Annotated in this window: 18 protein-coding genes, 2 tRNA genes, 1 pseudogene and 1 other annotated feature; of the genes and pseudogenes, 2 read left to right on the plus strand and 19 right to left on the minus strand. The window is 36.6% G+C overall.

The window, feature by feature from the left end; genetic code table 11:
• Positions 1-287: 287 nt before the first annotated feature.
• The 18 genes from tig to aspA all read right to left on the minus strand — a co-directional run bounded on the left by tig (position 288) and on the right by aspA (position 19,193).
• Entirely contained in the window at positions 288-1,577 is a 1,290-nt protein-coding gene (tig, locus tag D612_RS0113405) for a trigger factor (RefSeq protein WP_017755997.1), read from the minus strand.
• 208 nt (positions 1,578-1,785) lie between these two features.
• The gene (locus D612_RS0113410; RefSeq protein ID WP_017755998.1) at positions 1,786-2,811 is read right to left on the minus strand and encodes an outer membrane protein assembly factor BamD; all 1,026 of its coding nucleotides are present in this window, start codon (positions 2,809-2,811) and stop codon (positions 1,786-1,788) included.
• A gap of 411 nt (positions 2,812-3,222) precedes the next feature.
• Positions 3,223-3,810 carry a 3-isopropylmalate dehydratase small subunit gene (gene leuD, locus D612_RS0113415; protein WP_017755999.1) on the minus strand — a complete coding sequence of 196 codons (588 nt, stop codon included), beginning with the start codon at positions 3,808-3,810 and terminating at the stop codon, positions 3,223-3,225.
• Between the two features lie 18 nt (positions 3,811-3,828).
• A complete protein-coding gene (gene leuC / locus D612_RS0113420; RefSeq protein WP_017756000.1) occupies positions 3,829-5,247 on the minus strand; it encodes a 3-isopropylmalate dehydratase large subunit in 1,419 nt (472 codons plus the stop codon).
• Between the two features lie 133 nt (positions 5,248-5,380).
• A complete protein-coding gene (gene leuB, locus D612_RS0113425) occupies positions 5,381-6,466 on the minus strand; it encodes a 3-isopropylmalate dehydrogenase (protein WP_017756001.1) in 1,086 nt (361 codons plus the stop codon).
• A 51-nt stretch (positions 6,467-6,517) separates the two neighbouring features.
• A complete protein-coding gene (locus D612_RS0113430; protein ID WP_017756002.1) occupies positions 6,518-8,062 on the minus strand; it encodes a 2-isopropylmalate synthase in 1,545 nt (514 codons plus the stop codon).
• A complete protein-coding gene (ilvC, locus tag D612_RS0113435) occupies positions 8,049-9,074 on the minus strand; it encodes a ketol-acid reductoisomerase (protein WP_017756003.1) in 1,026 nt (341 codons plus the stop codon). The genes D612_RS0113430 and ilvC overlap by 14 nt, the downstream gene beginning before the upstream one ends.
• Positions 9,075-9,155: 81 nt before the next feature.
• Positions 9,156-9,659: an acetolactate synthase small subunit gene (gene ilvN, locus D612_RS0113440; RefSeq protein WP_017756004.1), complete on the minus strand. Its 504-nt coding sequence runs from the start codon at positions 9,657-9,659 to the stop codon at positions 9,156-9,158.
• Positions 9,656-11,377, minus strand: coding sequence for an acetolactate synthase large subunit (gene ilvB, locus D612_RS0113445; protein ID WP_017756005.1), 1,722 nt, complete (start codon positions 11,375-11,377; stop codon positions 9,656-9,658). Before ilvB ends, ilvN begins: the two co-directional genes overlap by 4 nt.
• A 142-nt stretch (positions 11,378-11,519) precedes the next feature.
• Positions 11,520-11,812: a binding site (T-box leader), on the minus strand.
• Positions 11,813-12,037: 225 nt separating this feature from the next.
• Positions 12,038-12,565, minus strand: coding sequence for a hypothetical protein (locus D612_RS0113450; RefSeq protein WP_017756006.1), 528 nt, complete (start codon positions 12,563-12,565; stop codon positions 12,038-12,040).
• A gap of 190 nt (positions 12,566-12,755) precedes the next feature.
• Positions 12,756-12,829 (minus strand) — tRNA-Arg (locus D612_RS0113455).
• Between the two features lie 342 nt (positions 12,830-13,171).
• A tRNA-Gly gene (locus D612_RS0113460) sits at positions 13,172-13,245 on the minus strand.
• Positions 13,246-13,415: 170 nt separating this feature from the next.
• The gene (locus D612_RS0113465; protein WP_017756007.1) at positions 13,416-13,940 is read right to left on the minus strand and encodes a metallophosphoesterase family protein; all 525 of its coding nucleotides are present in this window, start codon (positions 13,938-13,940) and stop codon (positions 13,416-13,418) included.
• Positions 13,941-13,962: 22 nt separating this feature from the next.
• Entirely contained in the window at positions 13,963-14,556 is a 594-nt protein-coding gene (locus D612_RS0113470) for an XTP/dITP diphosphatase (protein ID WP_017756008.1), read from the minus strand.
• 84 nt (positions 14,557-14,640) lie between these two features.
• A complete protein-coding gene (rph, locus tag D612_RS0113475) occupies positions 14,641-15,396 on the minus strand; it encodes a ribonuclease PH (protein ID WP_017756009.1) in 756 nt (251 codons plus the stop codon).
• Between the two features lie 185 nt (positions 15,397-15,581).
• Positions 15,582-16,667: a GerMN domain-containing protein gene (locus D612_RS0113480; RefSeq protein ID WP_017756010.1), complete on the minus strand. Its 1,086-nt coding sequence runs from the start codon at positions 16,665-16,667 to the stop codon at positions 15,582-15,584.
• Positions 16,668-16,781: 114 nt separating this feature from the next.
• Positions 16,782-17,576 carry a glutamate racemase gene (gene racE / locus D612_RS0113485; protein WP_017756011.1) on the minus strand — a complete coding sequence of 265 codons (795 nt, stop codon included), beginning with the start codon at positions 17,574-17,576 and terminating at the stop codon, positions 16,782-16,784.
• A 147-nt stretch (positions 17,577-17,723) separates the two neighbouring features.
• On the minus strand, positions 17,724-19,193 hold the full coding sequence (gene aspA / locus D612_RS0113490) for an aspartate ammonia-lyase (RefSeq protein WP_017756012.1): 1,470 nt from the start codon (positions 19,191-19,193) through the stop codon (positions 17,724-17,726).
• A 207-nt stretch (positions 19,194-19,400) separates the two neighbouring features.
• On the opposite strand from aspA, the gene D612_RS0113495 reads away from it, so the two are divergent.
• Positions 19,401-20,009: a diguanylate cyclase gene (locus D612_RS0113495; protein ID WP_017756013.1), complete on the plus strand. Its 609-nt coding sequence runs from the start codon at positions 19,401-19,403 to the stop codon at positions 20,007-20,009.
• A 174-nt stretch (positions 20,010-20,183) separates the two neighbouring features.
• Here the strand turns inward: D612_RS0113495 and gerE are convergent.
• Positions 20,184-20,276, minus strand: a pseudogene (gene gerE / locus D612_RS19510) (spore germination transcription factor GerE); the annotation flags it as partial.
• A 234-nt stretch (positions 20,277-20,510) separates the two neighbouring features.
• Between gerE and D612_RS0113500 the strand changes: the two are divergent.
• Positions 20,511-21,347, plus strand: coding sequence for an S-layer homology domain-containing protein (locus D612_RS0113500; RefSeq protein ID WP_017756014.1), 837 nt, complete (start codon positions 20,511-20,513; stop codon positions 21,345-21,347).
• Positions 21,348-21,389 lie beyond the last annotated feature (42 nt).

Genomic DNA, 21,389 nt, shown 5'->3' on the forward strand with positions numbered 1-21,389 from the left:
TATGTAAAAGCATTGTACCATATGTTCGACTGAAACTGTTAGTGATATCCCTCTAAGTTATGTACACATTCATTTAATTATATGTATATTCTAAAAAAATTGAACGTTGCCTATTTCTCAAAAGACTCCTCCCTCTATATCTTACTTACATTTTACTATTCTAACCAACCATCTTCATAATTAATAAAAAAATGATAATGGATTTAAATAGTGTAAAACAAGGCACGAAGCTTCGCGCCTTGTTTTAGTTTTTTGTCATTTAGTGGAAAGGATATGAGTAACGTAAATTACTTTGAAATCGTTTTGCTATTTTCTACAAGGATGTCAATTGCTTTTCTTATTTTCAAATCATCTTCTACATAATTGTTGTTACCAAGCATTGTTTTAACATTTTCAACAGTCATTTGATACATTGAAGCAATATTCTCTAACTCAGCATTAATATCTTCTTCTGAAACTTCAACGTTTTCAGCTATAGCAATTGCTTCTAATACAAGATTTGTTTTAACGCGTTTTTCGGCATCAGCTTGCATTTGCTCACGTAATGCAGCTTCGTCTGAACCTGTAAATTGGAAATATAACTCTAAGTTCATTCCTTGCATTTGTAAACGCTGCTCAAATTCCTTCATCATACGATCTAATTCTGAGTTAATCATAGCTTCCGGAATATCAATAGTTGCGTTCTCTGTCGCCTTATCAATTAAAGCATCTTGGGTTGCATGTTTAGCTTTATGATTTTTATCAGCTTCAAGATTTTCTCTAAGTTTTGACTTTAGTTCATCAAGTGTTTCAACTTCGTCGTTTACATCTTTTGCAAACTCATCATCCAATTCAGGAAGAACTTTTGTTTTTATTTCATGAAGCTTTACTTTGAACATTGCCGGTTTACCAGCTAACTCTGGAGCATGGTATTCTTCCGGAAATGTCACATTAATTTCTTTCTCCTCATCCGTTTTCATTCCAACAATTTGATCTTCAAATCCAGGAATAAAAGTGTTTGATCCAATTACTAAACTGTAATTATCAGATTTTCCACCCTCGAATGCCTCACCATCAACAAAACCTTCAAAATCAATAACGACTGTATCGCCATTTTCAACTTCGCCATCTTCTTTCACGACTAGCTCAGCATTTTTTTCTTGTAAGCTTTTGATTTCAGCTTCTACATCCTCATCTGTAACAGTGGTATCCTGTTCTTCAACCTCAAGACCTTTATATTCACCAAGTTGAACCTCTGGTTTTACAGTTACAGTCGCTGTAAAGATCATGTTTTTACCCTGTTCAATTTGTTTTATATCGATTTCCGGGTAATCAACAGGTTCAATACCAGATTCCTCTACCGCATTGCTGTAAGCTTCTGGTAGCATAACATCAATAGCATCCTGATAAAGCGACTCTACTCCGAAACGTTGTTCAAACAACTTGCGAGGAACTTTACCTTTGCGAAATCCAGGTACGTTTACTTTCGTTACAACTTTTTTAAATGCCTGATCGATTGCCTGTTCAACTTTTGCAGCGTCAACTTCAATTGTTAAAACACCTTGATTTCCCTCTAATTTTTCCCATTTTACTGACATTTATATTTCCCTCCAACTTATTTTATACTCTGTTCATATAACCTATTATTTACCATTGCACAATTGTCCAAAAATATATTTTTCATTTTCATTCAAGTATGTATAGTAGACACAAGTACAACCATTGTATTATATCACACATAAAGAATCGCTTTCAATAATCCTATCAATACTTTTTTATACCTCTATTTTGCCATTATCCAGAATTTTATAACTCTAGTCCGGTTATTGACAACTTTTCTGCAGCCACTAGCTGTTCATAGCCGTTTTTAATATCGTCGATATTTTCATTATATAGTCTATTTAATTCTATATCATTTATTTCGATACCAAAAAGTTCATATCCCACTTTGTGCAGAGCTGCTGCCCATACCATTGCCCGTGCTGGATCTGGTTGAAAAGGAAATAATGTAAATAAAAATCGATTCCATAATTCTTTTACATGCTCATATAATGTCGGATTTTCCTGACCAAGTATATAATCTAATTTATTTAGTACTTCAATTGTAAAAGTTTCCTCGAAAAAGCTCTTTAAATCCTTCGTGTTTAGTGAAATAGTTTGTTGAAACTTTTTAACTGTAAACGATTCATTTATTTGCTTTTCCATTAATAAATGAAGAAGCATCGATTGAATAATAGGGTGTGATTTCTCGTTTATTAAAACTAATTCAATACAATCAATTATTTTGCTATTTATAGGTAAGCTTCTCAATTTTTGAATAACAAGGAGTTGTTCTTCAATGGTTCCATGTAATAATTGTTCCTCTAACACTCCTGTATCAATCATTGGTCTGTCTAATTGACTCTTTTGACTTATGCTTTTCTTTGAAAATTCAAGTAACTGAAACAACTCTTCTGCAAGTTCAGCCGGAATCCTTTCTTCGTTAAACAGTGGTTCTAGAATAGTTACAATTTCACTAAACTCACCTTGTTGCATTAAAATCGACAAATATATTTTTAACACATTAAAATAATCGCCAATTCCTTCTTGTAATAATCGCATGCATCTTTCCTTTGCATCCTCGTATATACCCAATTCGTAAAGACAAACTACTATTCCAATCTCTCCTTCTGGATAGTAGTTTGGAAAGTTCCTACTTAGCTGCTTAAAAACTTGCAAAGCATCTTTAAATTGACGGTTACTTAATGCTTCTATCCCTTTGTTCAATAACCGTTCCTCAAGATTTGGAAAGGGTATGATATTGTCTTTATTATTGTCATTAAATTTATTCATTGCCTGGCCACACCCCAAACTGGGTAATTTATATTGGCTTTTAGTTTATCAATTTCCTGTTTTAAACACAAATTAGAAAGACACGAATTTCCTTCAAATAAGGCAGAATTCGATGTCTTTCTTATACTTTAATCCTTTAACAAAGTTAAACTTTCTTAAAGTAGAACAAATGCAGAAGCGCCCTCTTTAGCGACGTATAAACTAAGAGCGCATCGACTGAGATAAAGGAAACACGACGAGGGATGAGTCGATGTTGACTTATCGTAAAAGAGATGAGCGAAGTTTACTAGTCGCTGGGCGCTGGAGCTGGGCGACTACACTCTTTGCTATAGTATTTTTCCACAGGATCAAATTTTATAATTTCCTACAGAAGCATAACAAGCGGGTTCGAAAACCCGCCTCTATAAGTTATTATCCAATTTTTCTACTTTTTTCATAGTTTCGTATTGCATCTTCAAAATTTAAAGTGACATCTATTTCGTCCCACCCATTTGCAAGCATTTCCTTCCAATATGGGTCTATAGCAAATGAATACTTTTTCTCTGAATCAATCACAACCTGCTTTTCTAAGTCAATGATTAATTCAAAGTCAGCTTCCTTTGACTTTTCAAGCAAGTCTTTGACATGAGTTTCCTCTAGTCGAATTGGCAGCATGCCATTTTTTAGGCAATTATTATAAAATATATCAGCAAAAGATGGTGCGATTACAATTTGAAATCCGTAATCCTTTAATGCCCACGGTGCGTGTTCTCTTGAAGAACCACAACCAAAATTATGTCCTGCTACCAAGATCGATGCACCTTTATTTTCAGGGCGATTTAATTCAAAGCTTTCATTTTCTGTTCCATCATTATTAAAACGCCAATCAAAAAATAGATATTGCCCAAAGCCAGTCCTTTCAATCCGCTTTAAAAATTGTTTCGGAATAATTTGATCTGTATCAACGTTCACACGGTCAAGGCCTGCTACTTTCCCTTTATGACGTACAATTGATTCCATTTGTATCCTCCCTCTCTTCTACTGAACCGTTTCTTTCATAAAAGTACGAACATCAACAAAATGACCAGCAATCGCTGCTGCTGCTGCCATTTGCGGACTTACTAGGTGTGTTCTTGCCCCTTTACCTTGTCGTCCTTCAAAGTTACGATTAGATGTAGATGCACACCGTTCTTTTTCCGGAACTGTATCAGGATTCATACCTAAGCACATACTGCATCCTGCTTCACGCCATTCAAAACCAGCTTCAATAAAAATTTGATCTAAGCCTTCAGCCTCAGCTTGCTGCTTAACTTTTTGCGAGCCAGGTACAACTAATGCTCTCACACCCGGATGCACCTTTTTACCTTTGACGATCGCTGCTGCAGCTTGCAAATCACTTAATCGTGAGTTCGTACAAGATCCGATAAATACATTTTGAATTGCTACTTTGCTTATTGGAGTACCTGCTTCAAGACCCATATAAGCCAACGCTTGTCGTACTGCTTTTTGATCCGATTCATCAGAGAAATCTTCTGGAGAAGGAATTGTATCGGTTACTGACATACCCATGGAAGGATTCGTCCCCCATGTTACTTGTGGTGCTATTTCTTCACCGATCATGGACACCTCTTTATCATACGTCGCACCCTCATCGGTTGCCAATTGCAACCATGTTTTTGCAGCCTTTTCAAACTCTTCACCTTGTGGTGCATACTTTCTTCCTTTTAAATAGTTTATTGTCGTTTCATCCGGGCTAATTAATCCTGCCTTCGCCCCAGCCTCAATTGACATATTACAAATTGTCATTCGTTCTTCCATTGTCATATTACGAATGGCTTCACCTGTATATTCGATAATATAACCAGTTCCAAAATTAACGCCGTATTTCGCAATGAACGCGAGAATAACATCCTTAGCTGTTACTCCTTGTTGTAAATTCCCTGTAATTTCAACCTTTAACGTTTTCGGTTTCACTTGCCATAATGTTTGCGTTGCTAGCACATGCTCAACCTCGCTTGTTCCAATCCCAAAAGCAAGCGCCCCAAACGCTCCATGCGTTGATGTATGGCTATCGCCGCAGACGATTGTTTTCCCAGGCTGTGTTAGCCCTAACTCAGGTCCGATTACATGAACAATACCTTGGTCCGGATTATTTAAATCCGCAATTTCTACTCCAAACGCCTTACAGTTTTCAGCTAATGTATCAATTTGTTTTTTCGCGATTTCATCTTTAATTGTGAAGCGGTCGTCTGTTGGTACGTTGTGATCCATCGTTGCAAATGTTAAATCTGGTCTTCTTACCTTGCGATTTTTCAAACGAAGTCCTTCAAAAGCTTGAGGTGAAGTAACTTCATGAACTAAGTGTAAATCAATGTAAAGTAATGTTGGTTTACCTGCTTCTGAAACAACGGCATGTGAGTCCCATACCTTTTCAATGATTGTTTTTGGTGTCCCCATATTCTGCCTCCTTAATTAGAATGGGCTTTGATAATTATGTTTCATGACTGCATCTTTAAAATCTATATTCCCTTTGACATTGTCTAAACATTTAAAAATAGATGTCAGCCTATATGTTGGCTGACATCGGTCTTTATTTACTAATTTCTTTTATTTCCTTAATAACCTGTTCAACCATTTGATCAGTTGATAACACTGACTCGTTCCCACTAGCAATATCAGCTGTACGATACCCTTTATTTAATACTTCATTAACCGCTTGCTCGATTACAGTTCCTTCCTCTAGTAAATTAAAGGAATATTTAAGCATCATCGCAACTGAAAGAATCGTGGCTAAAGGATTTGCTTTATTTTGACCGGCAATATCTGGTGCTGATCCGTGTGCGGGTTCATAAAGACCAGGACCATCTGCAGATAGACTTGCAGATGAAAGCATCCCTAATGAGCCAGTAAGCATAGAAGCTTCATCACTCAAAATGTCACCAAACATATTTTCCGTTACCATTACATCAAATTGTTTTGGGTTGCGAATAAGCTGCATGGCCGCATTATCAACAAGCATGTGGTCAAGCTGAACATCTGGAAAATCCTTTGCTACTTCGTTAGCAATCTCTCTCCAAACCCGACTTGTTTCGAGAACATTCGCTTTATCTACTGATGTTACTTTCTTGTTGCGTACCATTGCAAGCTCAAAAGCTTTACGTAGGATTCTTTCAATTTCTTCATTTGTGTAAACTAGCGTGTCAACAACCATCTTCACACCATTCTCGACCTTACGTTCACGTGGTGTTCCAAAATAAATACCGCCCGTTAACTCTCTCACAATCATTAAATCTACGTTTTCAATTACTTCTTTTTTTAATGTTGATGCATCGGCAAGACTTGGGAAGGCCTGAACCGGACGAAGATTAGCAAAAAGTCCAAGTTCCTTACGAATCCCAAGCAAACCTGTTTCAGGTCGCAAATGTGGTGGATTTTGATCCCATTTAGGACCCCCTACAGCACCTAAAAGAACAGCATCGCTATTCTTGCATAACTGAATTGTATCAGCGGGTAACGGCACACCATCTTCATCAATTGCTACACCACCGATACGGCCATATTCAAAATTAAATTGATGGCCATACTGCGCTGCAACTGTCTCTAATACTTTAATTGCCCCAGCGACGACTTCTTTGCCAATTCCGTCTCCAGGTAGTACTGCAATCGTCTTCTCCATTAGCGCGCCCCCTTACTTGGCTATTAAAAAACTTTTTATTCAATTAAAAAGTTATCTAACTAGATTTTCCATTTCTTCTTTGTATTGTTTTTGTACTAACGTACGATTTACAGCGTTTATATATGCTTTTGCAGATGCTTCTAAAACATCTTGGGCTGTGCCTCTACCACTAGATGTCATCTCGTTGAAATTAATTTTCACAAATACTTCAGCAAGAGCATCTCTTCCGCCTGTATTAGCCTGAATTCGGTAATCTTCAAGGTGTACTTTTGAGCCAATGATTCTTTCTAACGTATTATAGATTGCTTCTACACTGCCAGATCCAGTACATGCCTCATGAACTTCTTCGCCGTCTGGAGTTGTCATTGAAATGGTTGATGTTGTTACTTGATGGGTAACATATTGCACTTGGAGCGACTTAAGCTCGTAAAACTTAACGGCACTTCCTAATTTTTCTTCATACAATAAAGAAAGTAGATCATCATCCGTAATTTCTTTCTTTTTGTCTGCTAATTCTTTAAAGGAAACAAATAGATTATTAATTTCTTCTGTAGTAAGAGTATATCCAAGCTCTTCCATGCGATTGCGGAAAGCATGACGGCCTGAATGTTTACCAAGTACCATATCATTCGATGGAACGCCAACTAACTCAGGTGAAATGATTTCATAAGTTGTCTTTTCTTTAAGAACACCATCCTGATGAATACCTGACTCGTGTGCAAATGCATTTTTGCCGACAACCGCTTTATTTGGTGGTACAACGACCCCCGTTAGCTTGCTTACTAAAGTGCTAGTCTTTTTAATTTGTTGTAGGTTCAATCCTGTCTTTGCTTGATAAAAATCATTACGAATATGAAGTGCAACAGAAATTTCCTCAAGTGCTGCATTACCAGCACGTTCACCGATTCCATTAATTGTACATTCCACTTGGCTTGCACCATGTTCAATTGCTGCCAATGAGTTCGCAACAGCCATTCCTAAATCATCATGGCAGTGACAAGATAATTGAGCTTGCCCGATGTTTGGGACATTATCTTTTAAATAAGTAAAGATTTGTCCATACTCTTTAGGTGTGATATAGCCGACTGTATCAGGAATATTAATGACTGTTGCTCCTGCATCAATCACTTCTTTTACAACTTTTGCAAGAAACGGCAAGTCACTTCGAGTAGCATCCTCAGCAGAAAATTGAACAATCGAAAATTTCTTCTTTGCATACTTTACTGCCTCTACAGCAGCTTCAAGCACTTGTTCTGGAGTCATTTTAAGTTTATAGGTCATATGGATAGGCGAGGTTGCAAGAAACAAATGAAGTCTTGGCTCTGCTCCACCTTTTAATGCGTCCCAGGAAGTATCTATATCTTTCATGTTAGAACGGGATAATCCTGTCACAGAACAATTTCTAATTGTATTGGCAATCTCTTGAACCGCTCGAAAATCTCCCTTTGAAGAAGCCGGAAATCCGGCCTCGATTATATCAACACCTAATCTTTCTAACTGACGTGCTACTTCCATTTTTTCTGAGTGATTTAAGTTAATCCCTGCTGATTGCTCACCATCACGAAGAGTTGTATCAAAAATATTAATTTTTCGCACTAGCGACCACTTCCTTTGGTTTTCTTGGCTTTACAAACGGCATCATTTCACGAAGCTCCGCGCCAACCTTTTCAATTAAATGTTCATTTTCGGCTCTCTTAATCGCATTATACTCTGGACGACCTAATTGGTTTTCCAAGATCCAGCCTTTTGCAAACCGACCCTTTTGAATATCTGTTAATACGTCTTTCATACGAGCTTTCACGCTTGCATCAATCACGCGTGGACCTGATACGAAGTCACCCCATTCTGCTGTGTCAGAGATTGAATAGCGCATATTTGCAAGACCGCCTTCGTACATTAAGTCAACAATCAATTTTAATTCATGCAAACACTCGAAATAAGCAACTTCTGGTTGATAACCAGCCTCAACTAATGTTTCAAACCCAGCTTTTACTAATGCTGTTGTACCACCGCAAAGAACTGCTTGCTCACCGAATAGGTCAGTTTCAGTTTCTTCTTTAAATGTTGTTTCTAGAACACCCGCGCGAGCTGCGCCAATTTGTTTTGCATAAGCTAAAGCAAGCTCTCTTGCATTACCTGTTGCATCTTGATAGATTGCGAATAAAGCTGGAACGCCTGCCCCTTCTGTGTAAGTACGACGAACTAGGTGACCTGGTCCTTTTGGTGCTACTAAAAATACGTTAACGTCTGCAGGTGGTGTGATTTGGCCAAAGTGAATGTTAAATCCATGAGCAAATACTAGTGATTTCCCTGCTGTTAAGCCCGGTTTAATTTCATTATTATAAACTTTTGGTTGGTGCTCATCTGGTAAAAGAATCATGATAATATCAGCTACTTCAGCTGCTTCTTTTACTGTCATAACTTGATGTCCGTCAGCTTTCGCTTGTTCTGCTGATTTCCCTGGACGAATACCAACAACTACATCAACACCGCTTTCTTTTAAGTTAAGAGCATGTGCATGACCTTGTGATCCATATCCGATAATAGCTACTTTCTTCCCATTTAATACTGCTTCGTTTGCATCTCCGTTATAATATACCTTTGCCATATAAAACATCTCCCTTTTTTCAATTAATAAATTTATTTAAAAATAAATTAACACCCTTGTTGATTCTTCGTTTTCGTAAGTTTAATTGTTACTATTTTGACTTTTCACAAGTCCTCTTGTAAAAGCTGTTGTTCCTGTTCTTGCAATTTCTTTTATGCCGTATGGGCGTAGTAGCTCGATTAATGCTTCTATTTTTGCACAATCCCCAGTGACTTGAATTACTAAAGAATCGCGACTTACATCAACAATTGTTGCCCTGAAAGGATTTATTAAGCCTGAAAGCTCCCCGCGCGTTTGTGGGTTGCTAATAACCTTAATTAAAGCAAGCTCCCGTTCAATTTTCGGCTGATCTGTGATGTCTTGTACCTTAATAACATCAATTTGTTTGTTAAGTTGCTTTGTTAGCTGTTCAGCTTTTGCTTCGTCATCCACAATGACTACAAATGTCATTCGAGATATAGAGGGATTATCTGTAACGCCAACAGTAATACTTTCAATATTGTAATCTCTTCTAGTAAATAATCCTGTAATTCGATTAAGTACGCCTGGATGATTATTAACAGTAGCTGTTACAATTCTTTTCATGGTTTTACCCCCACCATTTCATGAAGTCCTTTTCCTGGAGCAACCATAGGATATACCTTTTCCTTTGGTGCAACGTGGAAATCAAGAAGAACTGGACCATTATATTCCATTGCTTCTTTTAATACTGATTCGGCCTCTTCTTCATTCGTAGCTCTGTAGGCTTTCATTCCATAAGCTTCGGCCAGTTTAACAAAATCAGGTTGATTAGGAACTAAAGAATGAGAATATCGTTCTTCATAAAATAACTCCTGCCATTGTCGAACCATTCCTAATGCTTGGTTATTTACAATAACAACCTTTATATTTAGATTTTTTTCTTGTAGAACGGATAGCTCTTGTAATGTCATTTGAAAACCCGCATCACCTACAAAGCTGACAACTGTTTCATTTGGTTGTGCAAGCGCTGCACCAATTGAAGCCGGTAAACCAAAGCCCATTGTACCAAGTCCACCAGATGTAACCCATTTATTCGGATTTTCTAATGAGTAATATTGTGCTGCCCACATTTGATGCTGCCCAACATCTGTTGTTACAATTGCATTTCCGTTTGTATATTGATGCACTAGCTCAACTAAACGTTGTGGTTTTAATACATTGATTTCTTTCTTATAAGCTAGTGGATATTCTTGCTGCCAATTACGTAATTTTTTCAACCAAATTGAGAAATCTCCACGTGCTCCGTCCTCCGCAATTAAAGCCTTCAATGCCTCGCGAGCATCGGCAACTACTGGTATATGCGTTTGAACATTCTTACCGATTTCAGCCGGATCGATATCGATGTGTACGACTTTTGCATTTGGTGCAAAAGTTGATAAATTTCCTGTTACTCGGTCATCAAAGCGCGAACCAATATTGATGAGTAAATCACATTCGTAGATCGCCATGTTTGCTGTATACGTTCCATGCATTCCAGCCATACCTAGGAATAGCTCGTGATTTCCAGGAATTCCACCTAATCCTAACAAGGTACTCACTACCGGGATACTTTGTTGTTCAGCGTATACCCTTAACTCTTCATTGGCGTTGGCATGAAGAACACCGGCACCAGCCAAAATAATTGGTTTCTTAGCTGAACTAACAGCTTCAACAACTTTACGAATCTGAAAATGATTAGGAGTATAATTTGGTTGATAGCTAGGGATATTTACTTCAATTTCATCATAATTAAATTCATCTTCAGAAATAGCCATATCTTTTGGAATATCGATTAACACTGGGCCTTTGCGTCCGGAATTTGCAATATGGAATGCTTCCTTAATTATTTTCGGAAACTCCTTTGTTTCCCTAACTTGGTAGCTATACTTTGTAATTGGCATTGTGATCCCCATTACGTCAGCCTCTTGAAAGGCATCAGACCCAATCACCCCTGTTGCTACTTGGCCAGTAAACACGACAAGCGGTAGTGAATCCATCATCGCATCAGCTAATCCGGTTATAATATTTGTTGCACCAGGTCCTGATGTTGCGATTACGACACCTGGTTTACCCGAAATACGAGCATACCCTTCCGCCGCGTGAATCGCACCTTGCTCATGCCTAGTCAGAACATGATGAATTCCGGAGTCATAAATTTCATCGTAGATCGGTAATACCGATCCACCCGGATATCCAAAAATCACTTCAACTCCCTCTGCCTTTAAAGCTTCAATAAGCATTCTCCCACCGTTCATCTTATGATGAACAGACTTTGCTTCCTGCGTTTTAACATTTCCCGCCATCTCAAAGCCTCCTAATTTGTTAATTTTAAGTTAGCTCCCAATAAATTATTTTGCTATAAAGTTTGTCACTGAAATGAATATTTTTAACAGAGCCTTTATGATAAAAATAAAAAAGCCTTCACACCCCATAACAGCCCGAAGGCAAAGGGGTGAAAAGACTTGTCTTTCCACGGTACCACCCTAGTTTCAATTTTTCTTTCGAAAAATATCCTCATGAACGATAAATGATATTCAAATCCCTTTCTGGACTATTCTATCACTTTAAGCCGTTCTTTTTTATAACGAGTGATGTAAACACTCGACCAATCTTACTATCAAGGAGTTCAGATTGATACTCAGAGGGGAGTTCATCGTCAGGAGTATCACCGGCTTCCAGCAACCCGGCTCTCTGTTGATACCTTAACTGAGATTACTTATCCTCTTCATTGATTTACCTTTATTTTATTTTGGATGTGAGTTTATTAATAATTAAAAATTATCTTACTCTGGATTTCCGTTACAGTCAACCACTTTTTTTCAAATAATTAGACTATTTAAACACTTGATATACGTTGTATCCGCTTTCATGTTTGTTATATCAATGTTTTAGAAATTTGAATTATTAAAAAATTACCATTTTTAAAAAACCTACCTTGGTGTATTTCCCAAGGTAGATAACTACTAGTGAATCACATTATTAACTGAGCCACCCATCAACGGAATAAGGGCTTCTTTTGGTAAATCCTCTAATCTTCCTGACCAGTTTAACCATTGCTCCATTAATTGCTGGATTGTCATTCTTTTGCTCTTTCCGCCAACTTGTTCAAGCAAAAAATAATCATCGGCTAACTGTGCAGACCATTTTTCCTTTATTCCTTTTTGCTTAACAGAAAAAGAAACAACAGCACCAGACATCGCAAGGGAAACTAAACCTTGGATAATTTTTGCATCCTTTTGATCAACATGCTCATGCATAAACTGACCAAAGCCGATTCCCCACACCCATTGAGTTGCTGCTTCTTGAGTGAGTTCTTCAATATCCTCAATCATTCGTTGGTAATCCTCATTAGAGAATAAACGCAGAAAAAATGTATCCATAATTTCTCCAACCGTTTTTTTATGTACTTGTCCTTTATAATTAAACGAAAATTCTACATCTAATTGCACACCCTTCAAGTGTAACGCTTTTAATAAATCATCCTGATACATAAATGGTCATCCTTTCAAAGGTTATGTAAAAAATCGATTTCAACGGTTAGTTTAGCACATAATTATATTAAAAACATAAAGATATATCACACTGATACTATTTTGTCATATTTTGTGTAAAATCTAATATATCCAAATAAAAAAACACTCTTAAATATTGATAATCAATATTTCAAGAGTGTTTTGGTAGCGTCCCAGGAGAGATTCGAACTCCCGACCGACGGCTTAGAAGGCCGTTGCTCTATCCTGCTGAGCTACTGGGACACAATATTAAATTTGTTTGTTTAATAAAACCTTTGCATGAGTTTTTTACTCATGTTATCCTGTACCTTCCTCTTCAAGCATATTCATGGATGTTTATGCGTCGGTACAACTTGTAGCATACTCTTGATGATTTACTCGTTGCTGAGCTACTGGGACATAGTATTAAATTTGTTTGTTTAATAAAACCTTTGCATGAGTTTTTTACTCATGTTATCCTGTACCTTCCTCTTCAAGCATATTCATGGATGTTTATGCGTCGGTACAACTTGTAGCATACTCTTGATGATTTACTCGTTGCTGAGCTACTGGGACACAATATTAAATTTAAAATTAGACACAAAATGGAGCGGGTGATGGGAATCGAACCCACGACATCAGCTTGGAAGGCTGGAGTTTTACCATTAAACTACACCCGCATTACATAGAAAAATATTAAGTTTATTTACTAGCGACATTTTCTAATATACATTACAACAAATAAAAAGTCAATATTTACTGACCGCACTTTTTTACAAATAAAACGATAAGAAATATTATAATCTCAGGTGAGGAAAAAGAGTAAGGAGCAGGATTAGCCCACTCCATCCTACCCTATTTTACATTTTACCATCATTGACGGTAATTCAAAACCATCAACTGTATAAAATTTTACAATCGCTTCCTTGCCTTCATCATTGGCTACTATTTCTAAAAGTGCATACGTTTTCTCTTTCCGAATCCGCGGTAAACGAATGCTTCCTGGATTTAAAAATAAAACACCGTCTATTACTTCTGCACCTGAGATATGGGAATGCCCAAAGCAAACGACATCAGCTCCAATTTCGAGTGCACGATATGACAACGGCATGAGCGACATTTTTACATTATACAAATGGCCGTGCGTAATATAGTATCGAATACCTTTCACTTGTTTAAGCTGTTCAGTTGGAAACCCTTGATCAAAATCACAATTCCCACGAACAACGGTGAAATTGTCTAGTTCAGCTGCCGCCGATGCCAATTCTGAGTCGCCACAATGAAACATCGCATCAACTTCATGTATATGCCTAGTTTGAATTTCTTCAAGCTCCTTTGTCAACCCATGACTATCACTAACAACAAGAACCTTCATATTTTGGTATTCCCCATTCATATTAAAAAATTTCATTCCAAGGATCTACAAGTTTTTTCATTGCAATTGCCCGATGACTTATTTCATTTTTTTCATCCTTCGATAACTGTGCCATCGTTTTCTTTTTTTCAGGAATATAAAAGATCGGATCATAGCCAAAACCGTTTTCGCCTAATGGTTTCTCTGTAATATATCCATCACATGTACCGTCGACTAGGACTGTTTCCTGATTTGGACGAGCTATTGCTAAAACACAATGAAAACTTGCGGTTCGCTCTTCAAACGGAACTCCCTTTAACTCCTCAAGTACCTTTTCTAAGTTTGCTTGATCATCCTTCCCTTCGCCTGCGTACCTTGCCGAAAAAACACCTGGTCTTCCATCGAGGGCATCAACTATAAGTCCTGAATCATCGGCAATCACAATCTTCGAGAATTGCTTCGAAATCGCTTCTGCTTTAATTGCTGCATTTTCTGCAAACGTATGACCTGTTTCCTCGACATCTAGGTCTTCCGAAAAATCTAATAATGATTTAACCGTTATTCCCTTTTTGGCAAATAGAGCCTCGAATTCAATCACTTTACCTTTATTTTTAGTTGCAATAATAACTTCCTTCATTGCTTCTCTCTCCTATTTGCGTATGTTTGCAATAATTAGTTTTAGAAAATGTGTACTCCAACGAAATAATAAACTTAACTTCTCCTATTTCAGGTAGTTGTTTGCTTTAATATGCTCAGCCAAGCTTCCTAATGCTACTTGTTGTTTTGATATAAGCTCTTTAATCCCTTTCTCACCGAGTCCTAATAAACTCTGCAATTGCGCCTGTGAAAATGTCGCTTCTTCCCCTGTTCCTTGAAGCTCCACAAACTCGCCAGATCCAGTCATGACAATATTCATATCTACGTTTGCTTTCGAATCTTCAATATAATTTAAATCTAATATTTCACCTAATTCAGGGTCTATGCCAACAGAAGTAGCAGCAAGATAATCTTTAACTGGTAATTCCTTCAACGTTTTCTTTTCAACGATTCGCCCTAAAGCTAACGTCATTGCAATAAACGCACCAGTGATAGATGCCGTTCTTGTTCCGCCATCCGCTTGAATCACATCACAATCGATCCAAATTGTCCGTTCTCCAACTTTTTCTAGATCTACTACTGAGCGTAACGCTCGACCAATTAATCGTTGAATCTCCATCGTCCGCCCTGAAACTTTTCCTCGACTTGATTCTCGGATTGTACGTTGCTCTGTTGCCCTAGGCAACATTGAATATTCAGCCGTAATCCAGCCTTTACCCTGTCCCCGTAAAAAAGGTGGTACCTTCTCTTCTATACTAGCTGTACAAATAACCTTAGTATCCCCAACCGTAATTAATACAGAGCCTTCAGGGTGCTTCAAATAATTAGTTTCTATCATAACTGCTCTTAATTCATCATGTTTTCTTCCATCAACTCTCACCAAAACCCCTCCTAAATTATTTGCTTTTTATTCCATTTTACTTTGTTCATTTTTTACATTTGTTAAACAAAATACAAGATTAAAAAAGTGATGCCGGTGTGAATTCTCTCCACCCACTGCATGAAAAAAGGCGGCAAATTATGCCAGCCTTCCATTCGCAAGTATATTATAACAAAAATGTTGCGTTAAAAACTACCTGTATTCACCGATTTTGGTCTTGATACTGGCGCAGCAATCTCTTCCCCAAGTTCATTCATGACCTTTTCTTCACCATTAACCTTTATTGCTACACTTTCAATACCTTCTTGTTCAGTTAACGAAAATACAACTTCATTTAATAAGCTTTGGGACAAAGCTGTACCTTGTTTACTACTAAGGATAGCTTCATTAAAATTTAATGTTACAACTCCATTTTCATATGTTGGTTCTTCTAATAAACGGATATCATTATTGAACTCACTAAATAAACCAGATATAAGCATAGGACCTTTTATTAATTCATTTATAGTCGCCACAATTGAATTCTCTTCAGTTTTATCAATTCGTCTTGTCACAGGAACATAGTAAGTGTTGTCCCCATTTTGAGCTTGAAAGTAAAGCGTGACCGCTTTACTGTTCATAAAGTCTACTACTTCTCCATTTTCAAAGTTAATTCCGTGTGTACGGCTTATCCCCTCATTAATAGGGGTACCATTAACAGGCATGAAAGGCTGATCATATCCGTTGATTTTAATTTTCACCTTTTTCACAGTATCAAATTGAGTTAACGTTCTTGAAATAGCTTGGAGAATTTTCATCTCATCATCCGCATGATAATTAGCAAATTCCTTTGAAAAATCTACTACAATTGTTCCATCCTTTTGAAGATTAACTCCATTCACCATTGTTCCTTGTGGTAATACTGCTCGAAAACCGTTTGGAAGCTTTTCAGTAATGGGGCCACCATCAACTAAGTATTCCATGGCTTGTTTTGCTACCTCTACTGTTTTTGGTAATGCAATTGTTTGTGGGACAACAAACCCGTTTTTATCTAATAAATATAATTCTCTCATTACAGTTTGTTCGGCTTCTTTATCTACCACTGCCGCTTCACCAGTGTCAACAGAGGAAGTATTATGCTGGAGCTCCCCTTCCTCTACATATGTAACCTCCTGAGGCGGAGTCTCCTCCATTTGACGTATAGCCTGTTCACCACCTATTGCACACCCGGTTAACAAAGTTGTCAAAGTTAAAGCCGCTGCTAGTAACCCAGTTTTTTTATTTTTTAACATGAAAATTCCCTCCCAAGGCAGTTTGTACTACTATGTATACGAGCAGTTATACGTTTTAGACCGATTTTTTTCAAAACAAAAACCTTCCACATAAAATGGAAGGTTAGTTTACTTCTATAATACAATTGATTTAATATTATGAATCGGGTGTTCAAACCACTTAGACGCTATTTGCTGAAAAATTTCTTTTGGGCCTGTAGTTAAAAATAAGTGATTTGGACTTCTTTTTTCTGTAACTAACATAGCGGAATGATAAAGAAGCGTACTTACCTCTCTAGCTGTTTCGTCTCCGGAGCTTATTAATTTAACCTCATTCCCCATCACTTGCTGTATGACCGGACGAAGGAGAGGATAATGAGTACAACCTAAAATAAGCGTATCTATATCAAAATTTTTAAGTGGTTCTAGTGACTTTTCAACTATTTCTAATGCCTCTTCTCCTTCATAATTACCACTTTCAACAATCGGTACAAACTGAGGGCATGCAAGACTTTCCACCTTTACATTATGATTAATGCTATGAAGTGCTGTTTCATATGCTCCGCTTTGAATGGTACCAATAGTCCCAATAACGCCAACATGGTTATTTTTTGTTACTTTTAATGCTGTTCGTGCACCGGGATTAACAACACCAACAACCGGAATATCTACATTTGCTCGAATGTCTTCTAGTACAAGGGCAGTTGCTGTATTACACGCAATCACCAGCATTTTGATATTATGGTTTAATAAATATCTTGTTAATTCCCATGTAAATTGCTTGACTTCACCAACTGGTCTTGGACCATAAGGGCAGCGGGCCGTATCTCCTAAATAAATAATCTCTTCCTTTGGGAGCTGTCTCATCATTTCTTTAGCTACTGTAAGACCACCAACACCTGAATCAATTACTCCTATTGGCCTGTTCAATGGAAAATCGCCTCATTCTTTGACGTTTTAAAAAGTTTGATACCATTATATATGCCATACTTCAACTGGCGAAAATAAAATAGTAATAAAAACAGTATACACTATAACTCTTAAAAATTATTAATGTATATTTTTAGTAATCTTTTATCAAACTATTTCCTTATTGATATTATGGTTCTTATTGATATCTTTCTTTTTCCCTAATAGTTCTTTTCCGGCAATTCCTGGATGAGTCATCTCCATCGGATGTAGAATTGCATCAAGCTCTTCCACCGTCAATACTCCTTTTTCAAGAACGATTTCCCTAACTGACCGATTGGTTAAAATTGCTTCTCTTGCAATTGCTGCTGCAGTCTCATAGCCAACGTGTGGATTGATTGCAGTAATAATACCAACACTATTATTTACATATTCCAGCATTTTTTCCTTATTGGCTGTAATTCCACTTAAACAATGGATTCGGAAAACAGTAAAAACATTGGTCATGATTTTAATAGATTGTAATAAATTATAAATAATTACTGGTTCCATCACGTTTAATTCAAATTGCCCAGCTTCACAAGCCATACTTATTGTTAAATCATTCCCAGCAACTTGAAACGCGCTTTGATTTAACACTTCAGCCATAACAGGATTAACTTTACCTGGCATAATTGATGAACCCGGTTGGCGTGGTGGCAAATTAATTTCACCTAGGCCACATCTTGGTCCGGATGTCATTAGTCGCAAATCATTTGCTACTTTCGACATGTTTAGCATACAAATTTTAAGAGCAGATGATACCTCAAGATAGCAATCCGTATTTTGGGTGCCATCAACAAGATTTTGTGTACCTTTTATTGGTAGTCCACTAAATTTAGCGATATATTCGTCTGTTTTTAATATATATTCTGGATCGGCATTCAATCCAGTCCCAACGGCTGTTGCACCCATGTTTACTTCATATAAATTTTCACGAGTTTGTTTTACGCGGTTAATATCTCTTCTTAAAACACGTGCATAAGCTTCAAATTCTTGACCTAAGCGGATTGGTACTGCATCTTGAAGGTGTGTACGCCCCATTTTAATAATGCCATCAAACTCTTGTGCCTTTCTCATAAACTCTGCGTGTAACTCTTCCATTACATCAATCAATTTATTTAATGTAGTTAGTGTTGCTAAATGTATCGCAGTAGGAAAAGCGTCATTCGTGGATTGCGCCATATTTACATGTGAATTCGGGCTAATAAGTTTATAATTCCCTTTCTCTTCTCCTAATATTTCTAATGCTCGATTAGCAATTACCTCATTTGTATTCATATTTATTGAAGTTCCTGCACCACCTTGGATGGGATCTACAATAAATTGATCATGGAATTTACCCTCGATAATTTCATCGGCAGCTTGTACAATAGCCATAGTGACTTTTTCATCTAACTGCCCAATTGAAAAGTTGGCAAGTGCGGAGCTTTTTTTTACAATTGCCATTGCCCTTATTAAGGATTCATCAATTTGATACCCTGTTATCGGAAAATTTTCCACTGCTCGCAAAGTTTGAATACCATAATACGCATCTCTTGGAATTTCTTTTTCCCCAAGAAAATCCTTTTCAATTCTATGAAGATTAACTACGTTCATCTGAGCCTCTCTCCTTAAGGAATAATAATAGACATAAAAACGATTATTCATTTTAATTTTTACGTCTCTACTAATATTATCTTATTAACATTAATTATGATAGATAAATAATCACCATTTATTCTTTTAAAGCGCTTACACAGTTCGGGCTATTTACAACAGTAAAATTTTGGGATATAGTGAGTTTAATAGAAGGGTGGGATCGATTTGAAACAATTTCAAAATAAGTTAATTGAAACTTTTGTTCCAAAAGATAATGAAGCTTTCGAAAATATCGAGCAGCTAATTATGATTGACTCCCTGACTAAACTACCAAATTATTATTATTTTAAAGATGTTTTTGATCGAAAATGGAGAAGTGCTGTTCGTAAACAAGAGCCAATTTCTTTAATTATTTTTGATTTTGACCATTTAGGACTTTTTAATGACCAATATGGCTTCGCAGCAGGAGACGAAACCCTTAAGAAAATTGCCAATAAAATTAAGTCTATGTTACATCGACCAGACGACTTTCTTGCCCACTATGAAGGTGGAAAGTTTATTCTCATTCTTCCTGAAACAAATATGAATGGTGCTTTGCAAGTTGGTGAACGATTAAGATTAGGTATTGAGAATATGAAAATTCCACACAGCTTATCAAGTACTTCAAAATACGTAACATTAAGCTTTGGTATAGGAACAAAATCTCCTTATGTTTGGGAGGATCCTCAGTTATTCATAAAAGCAGTAGAACAAGCGATGCACACCGCAAAGCAAAATGGCAGAAATCAAGTAATATGGAGTAACGTGTTTATTCACCAAACTGAGAGTGATTAATATAATTTATTATTACTACATAAAGACAAGGTTCTATAAAACTCACCTTGTCTTTTTCTATTTTTCTCAAAAAGATTTTTTATCCCAGTGCACATAGCAAACTTACACAGCCTAGTTATTGAACAAATCAGACATACAACAAGACCGGCTTCCTTTTATGAAAGCCGGCAAGTATTATAGTTCTAGTTCCCCCATTCGAAGGAGTTCCACGACAGCTTGAGAACGCCCCTTTACTCCAAGCTTTTGCATGGCATTCGAAATGTGGTTTGAAAAGCACAAACTATTCATTATTCCCCTTTTAGTATATCTACATACATGAGTACCTTCTTACTTACCATTATATACAATTCATTTGGCTTCTTACACGGCTGAACTGTGTAATTCTTTTGTAATGCATACTTTTATAAAGTTGTATATAGGCATATGTTTGAAGTGAATGAAGCTTTAAACTAAAAAGTCAATCAATAAAAACAAACAGTATACAAAGGAGATGACTACAAATTGTCTAACAAATTTTTATTAACCATGTTAACCGTAATTATTTTTTGTACTTTCCTATTTCAAGCGAATTCTGCATTTGCCAAAGATTATGATGCTGATTATGATTTTGAAACATTTGTAAGTCCTAATTTATGTAGTAATCCACTTCCAATATCGAATCAAAAGAAATTGACTGATTATGATGTTGTTGCATATCAACAAGAAAAGATAGATATTGATCTTTATGTAGTAGACGTTAAAAGAAGTGATTATTATGGAAAAGAAATTTTATCATTAATTCAAGCAGATTTATTAGATACAAATCAATATAATAAATTTGCCCCAACACATTTTACAACTAGGTCTGAAGCAGCTGAAATGTTTACGCAATCTTTAAAATTAAAACCTAATCCAGATAATCCTTTTAATAAAAATGGAAAACCTTCATTTAAAGATCCAGACCTTTATCCCCAAGATTTCCTCGCTGTTGAAGCGGTAAAGGATAATTGTGTTTTTAGTGGATATAGTGAGTCAATGTTTGGACCTAATGATTATTTGACAAGGGAACAAATGGCATCTATCTTTGTTCGTGCTTTTGATTTAAAGCCAACAGAGGAAGAAGTTCCTTTAACTGATTTTGATAAAGCTGAATCTTATCATATTAATGATATTAAAACTTTGTACCAAAATGGAATTACCCGAGGGGTATCAGCAACAGAATTTGGTCCAAAAGAACGAATTAAAAGAGGGGATTTTGCGGTATTTTTATATCGTGCTTTAAAACAATCAAATCATATAAACTTGTATCATGAATCCCAGCAAATTAAACTTTTAGCGTCAGATCTTCCTATTGAATAGGGTTAATCAACCTTTAATAAATTTGAGATTATTGGAGTGAAA

It is taken from the genome of Calidifontibacillus oryziterrae (assembly GCF_000331575.1).
Taxonomy (GTDB): Bacteria; Bacillota; Bacilli; order Bacillales; family Bacillaceae_J; genus Calidifontibacillus_A; species Calidifontibacillus_A oryziterrae.

Excerpts from the sequence above, each read along its gene's own strand:
- D612_RS0113470 (WP_017756008.1), bottom strand. The coding sequence starts at position 14,556 with ATGAAGGAAGTTATTATTGCAACTAAAAATAAAGGTAAAGTGATTGAA.
- leuC (WP_017756000.1), bottom strand. The coding sequence starts at position 5,247 with ATGGGGACACCAAAAACAATCATTGAAAAGGTATGGGACTCACATGCC.
- tig (WP_017755997.1), bottom strand. The coding sequence starts at position 1,577 with ATGTCAGTAAAATGGGAAAAATTAGAGGGAAATCAAGGTGTTTTAACA.
- D612_RS0113450 (WP_017756006.1), bottom strand. The coding sequence starts at position 12,565 with ATGTATCAGGATGATTTATTAAAAGCGTTACACTTGAAGGGTGTGCAA.
- D612_RS0113410 (WP_017755998.1), bottom strand. The coding sequence starts at position 2,811 with ATGAATAAATTTAATGACAATAATAAAGACAATATCATACCCTTTCCA.
- D612_RS0113465 (WP_017756007.1), bottom strand. The coding sequence starts at position 13,940 with ATGAAGGTTCTTGTTGTTAGTGATAGTCATGGGTTGACAAAGGAGCTT.
- ilvN (WP_017756004.1), bottom strand. The coding sequence starts at position 9,659 with ATGAAAAGAATTGTAACAGCTACTGTTAATAATCATCCAGGCGTACTT.
- D612_RS0113480 (WP_017756010.1), bottom strand. The coding sequence starts at position 16,667 with ATGTTAAAAAATAAAAAAACTGGGTTACTAGCAGCGGCTTTAACTTTG.
- aspA (WP_017756012.1), bottom strand. The coding sequence starts at position 19,193 with ATGAACGTAGTTAATCTTCATAGAATTGAAAAGGATTTTCTTGGGGAA.
- ilvB (WP_017756005.1), bottom strand. The coding sequence starts at position 11,377 with ATGGCGGGAAATGTTAAAACGCAGGAAGCAAAGTCTGTTCATCATAAG.
- ilvC (WP_017756003.1), bottom strand. The coding sequence starts at position 9,074 with ATGGCAAAGGTATATTATAACGGAGATGCAAACGAAGCAGTATTAAAT.
- leuB (WP_017756001.1), bottom strand. The coding sequence starts at position 6,466 with ATGGAGAAGACGATTGCAGTACTACCTGGAGACGGAATTGGCAAAGAA.
- leuD (WP_017755999.1), bottom strand. The coding sequence starts at position 3,810 with ATGGAATCAATTGTACGTCATAAAGGGAAAGTAGCAGGCCTTGACCGT.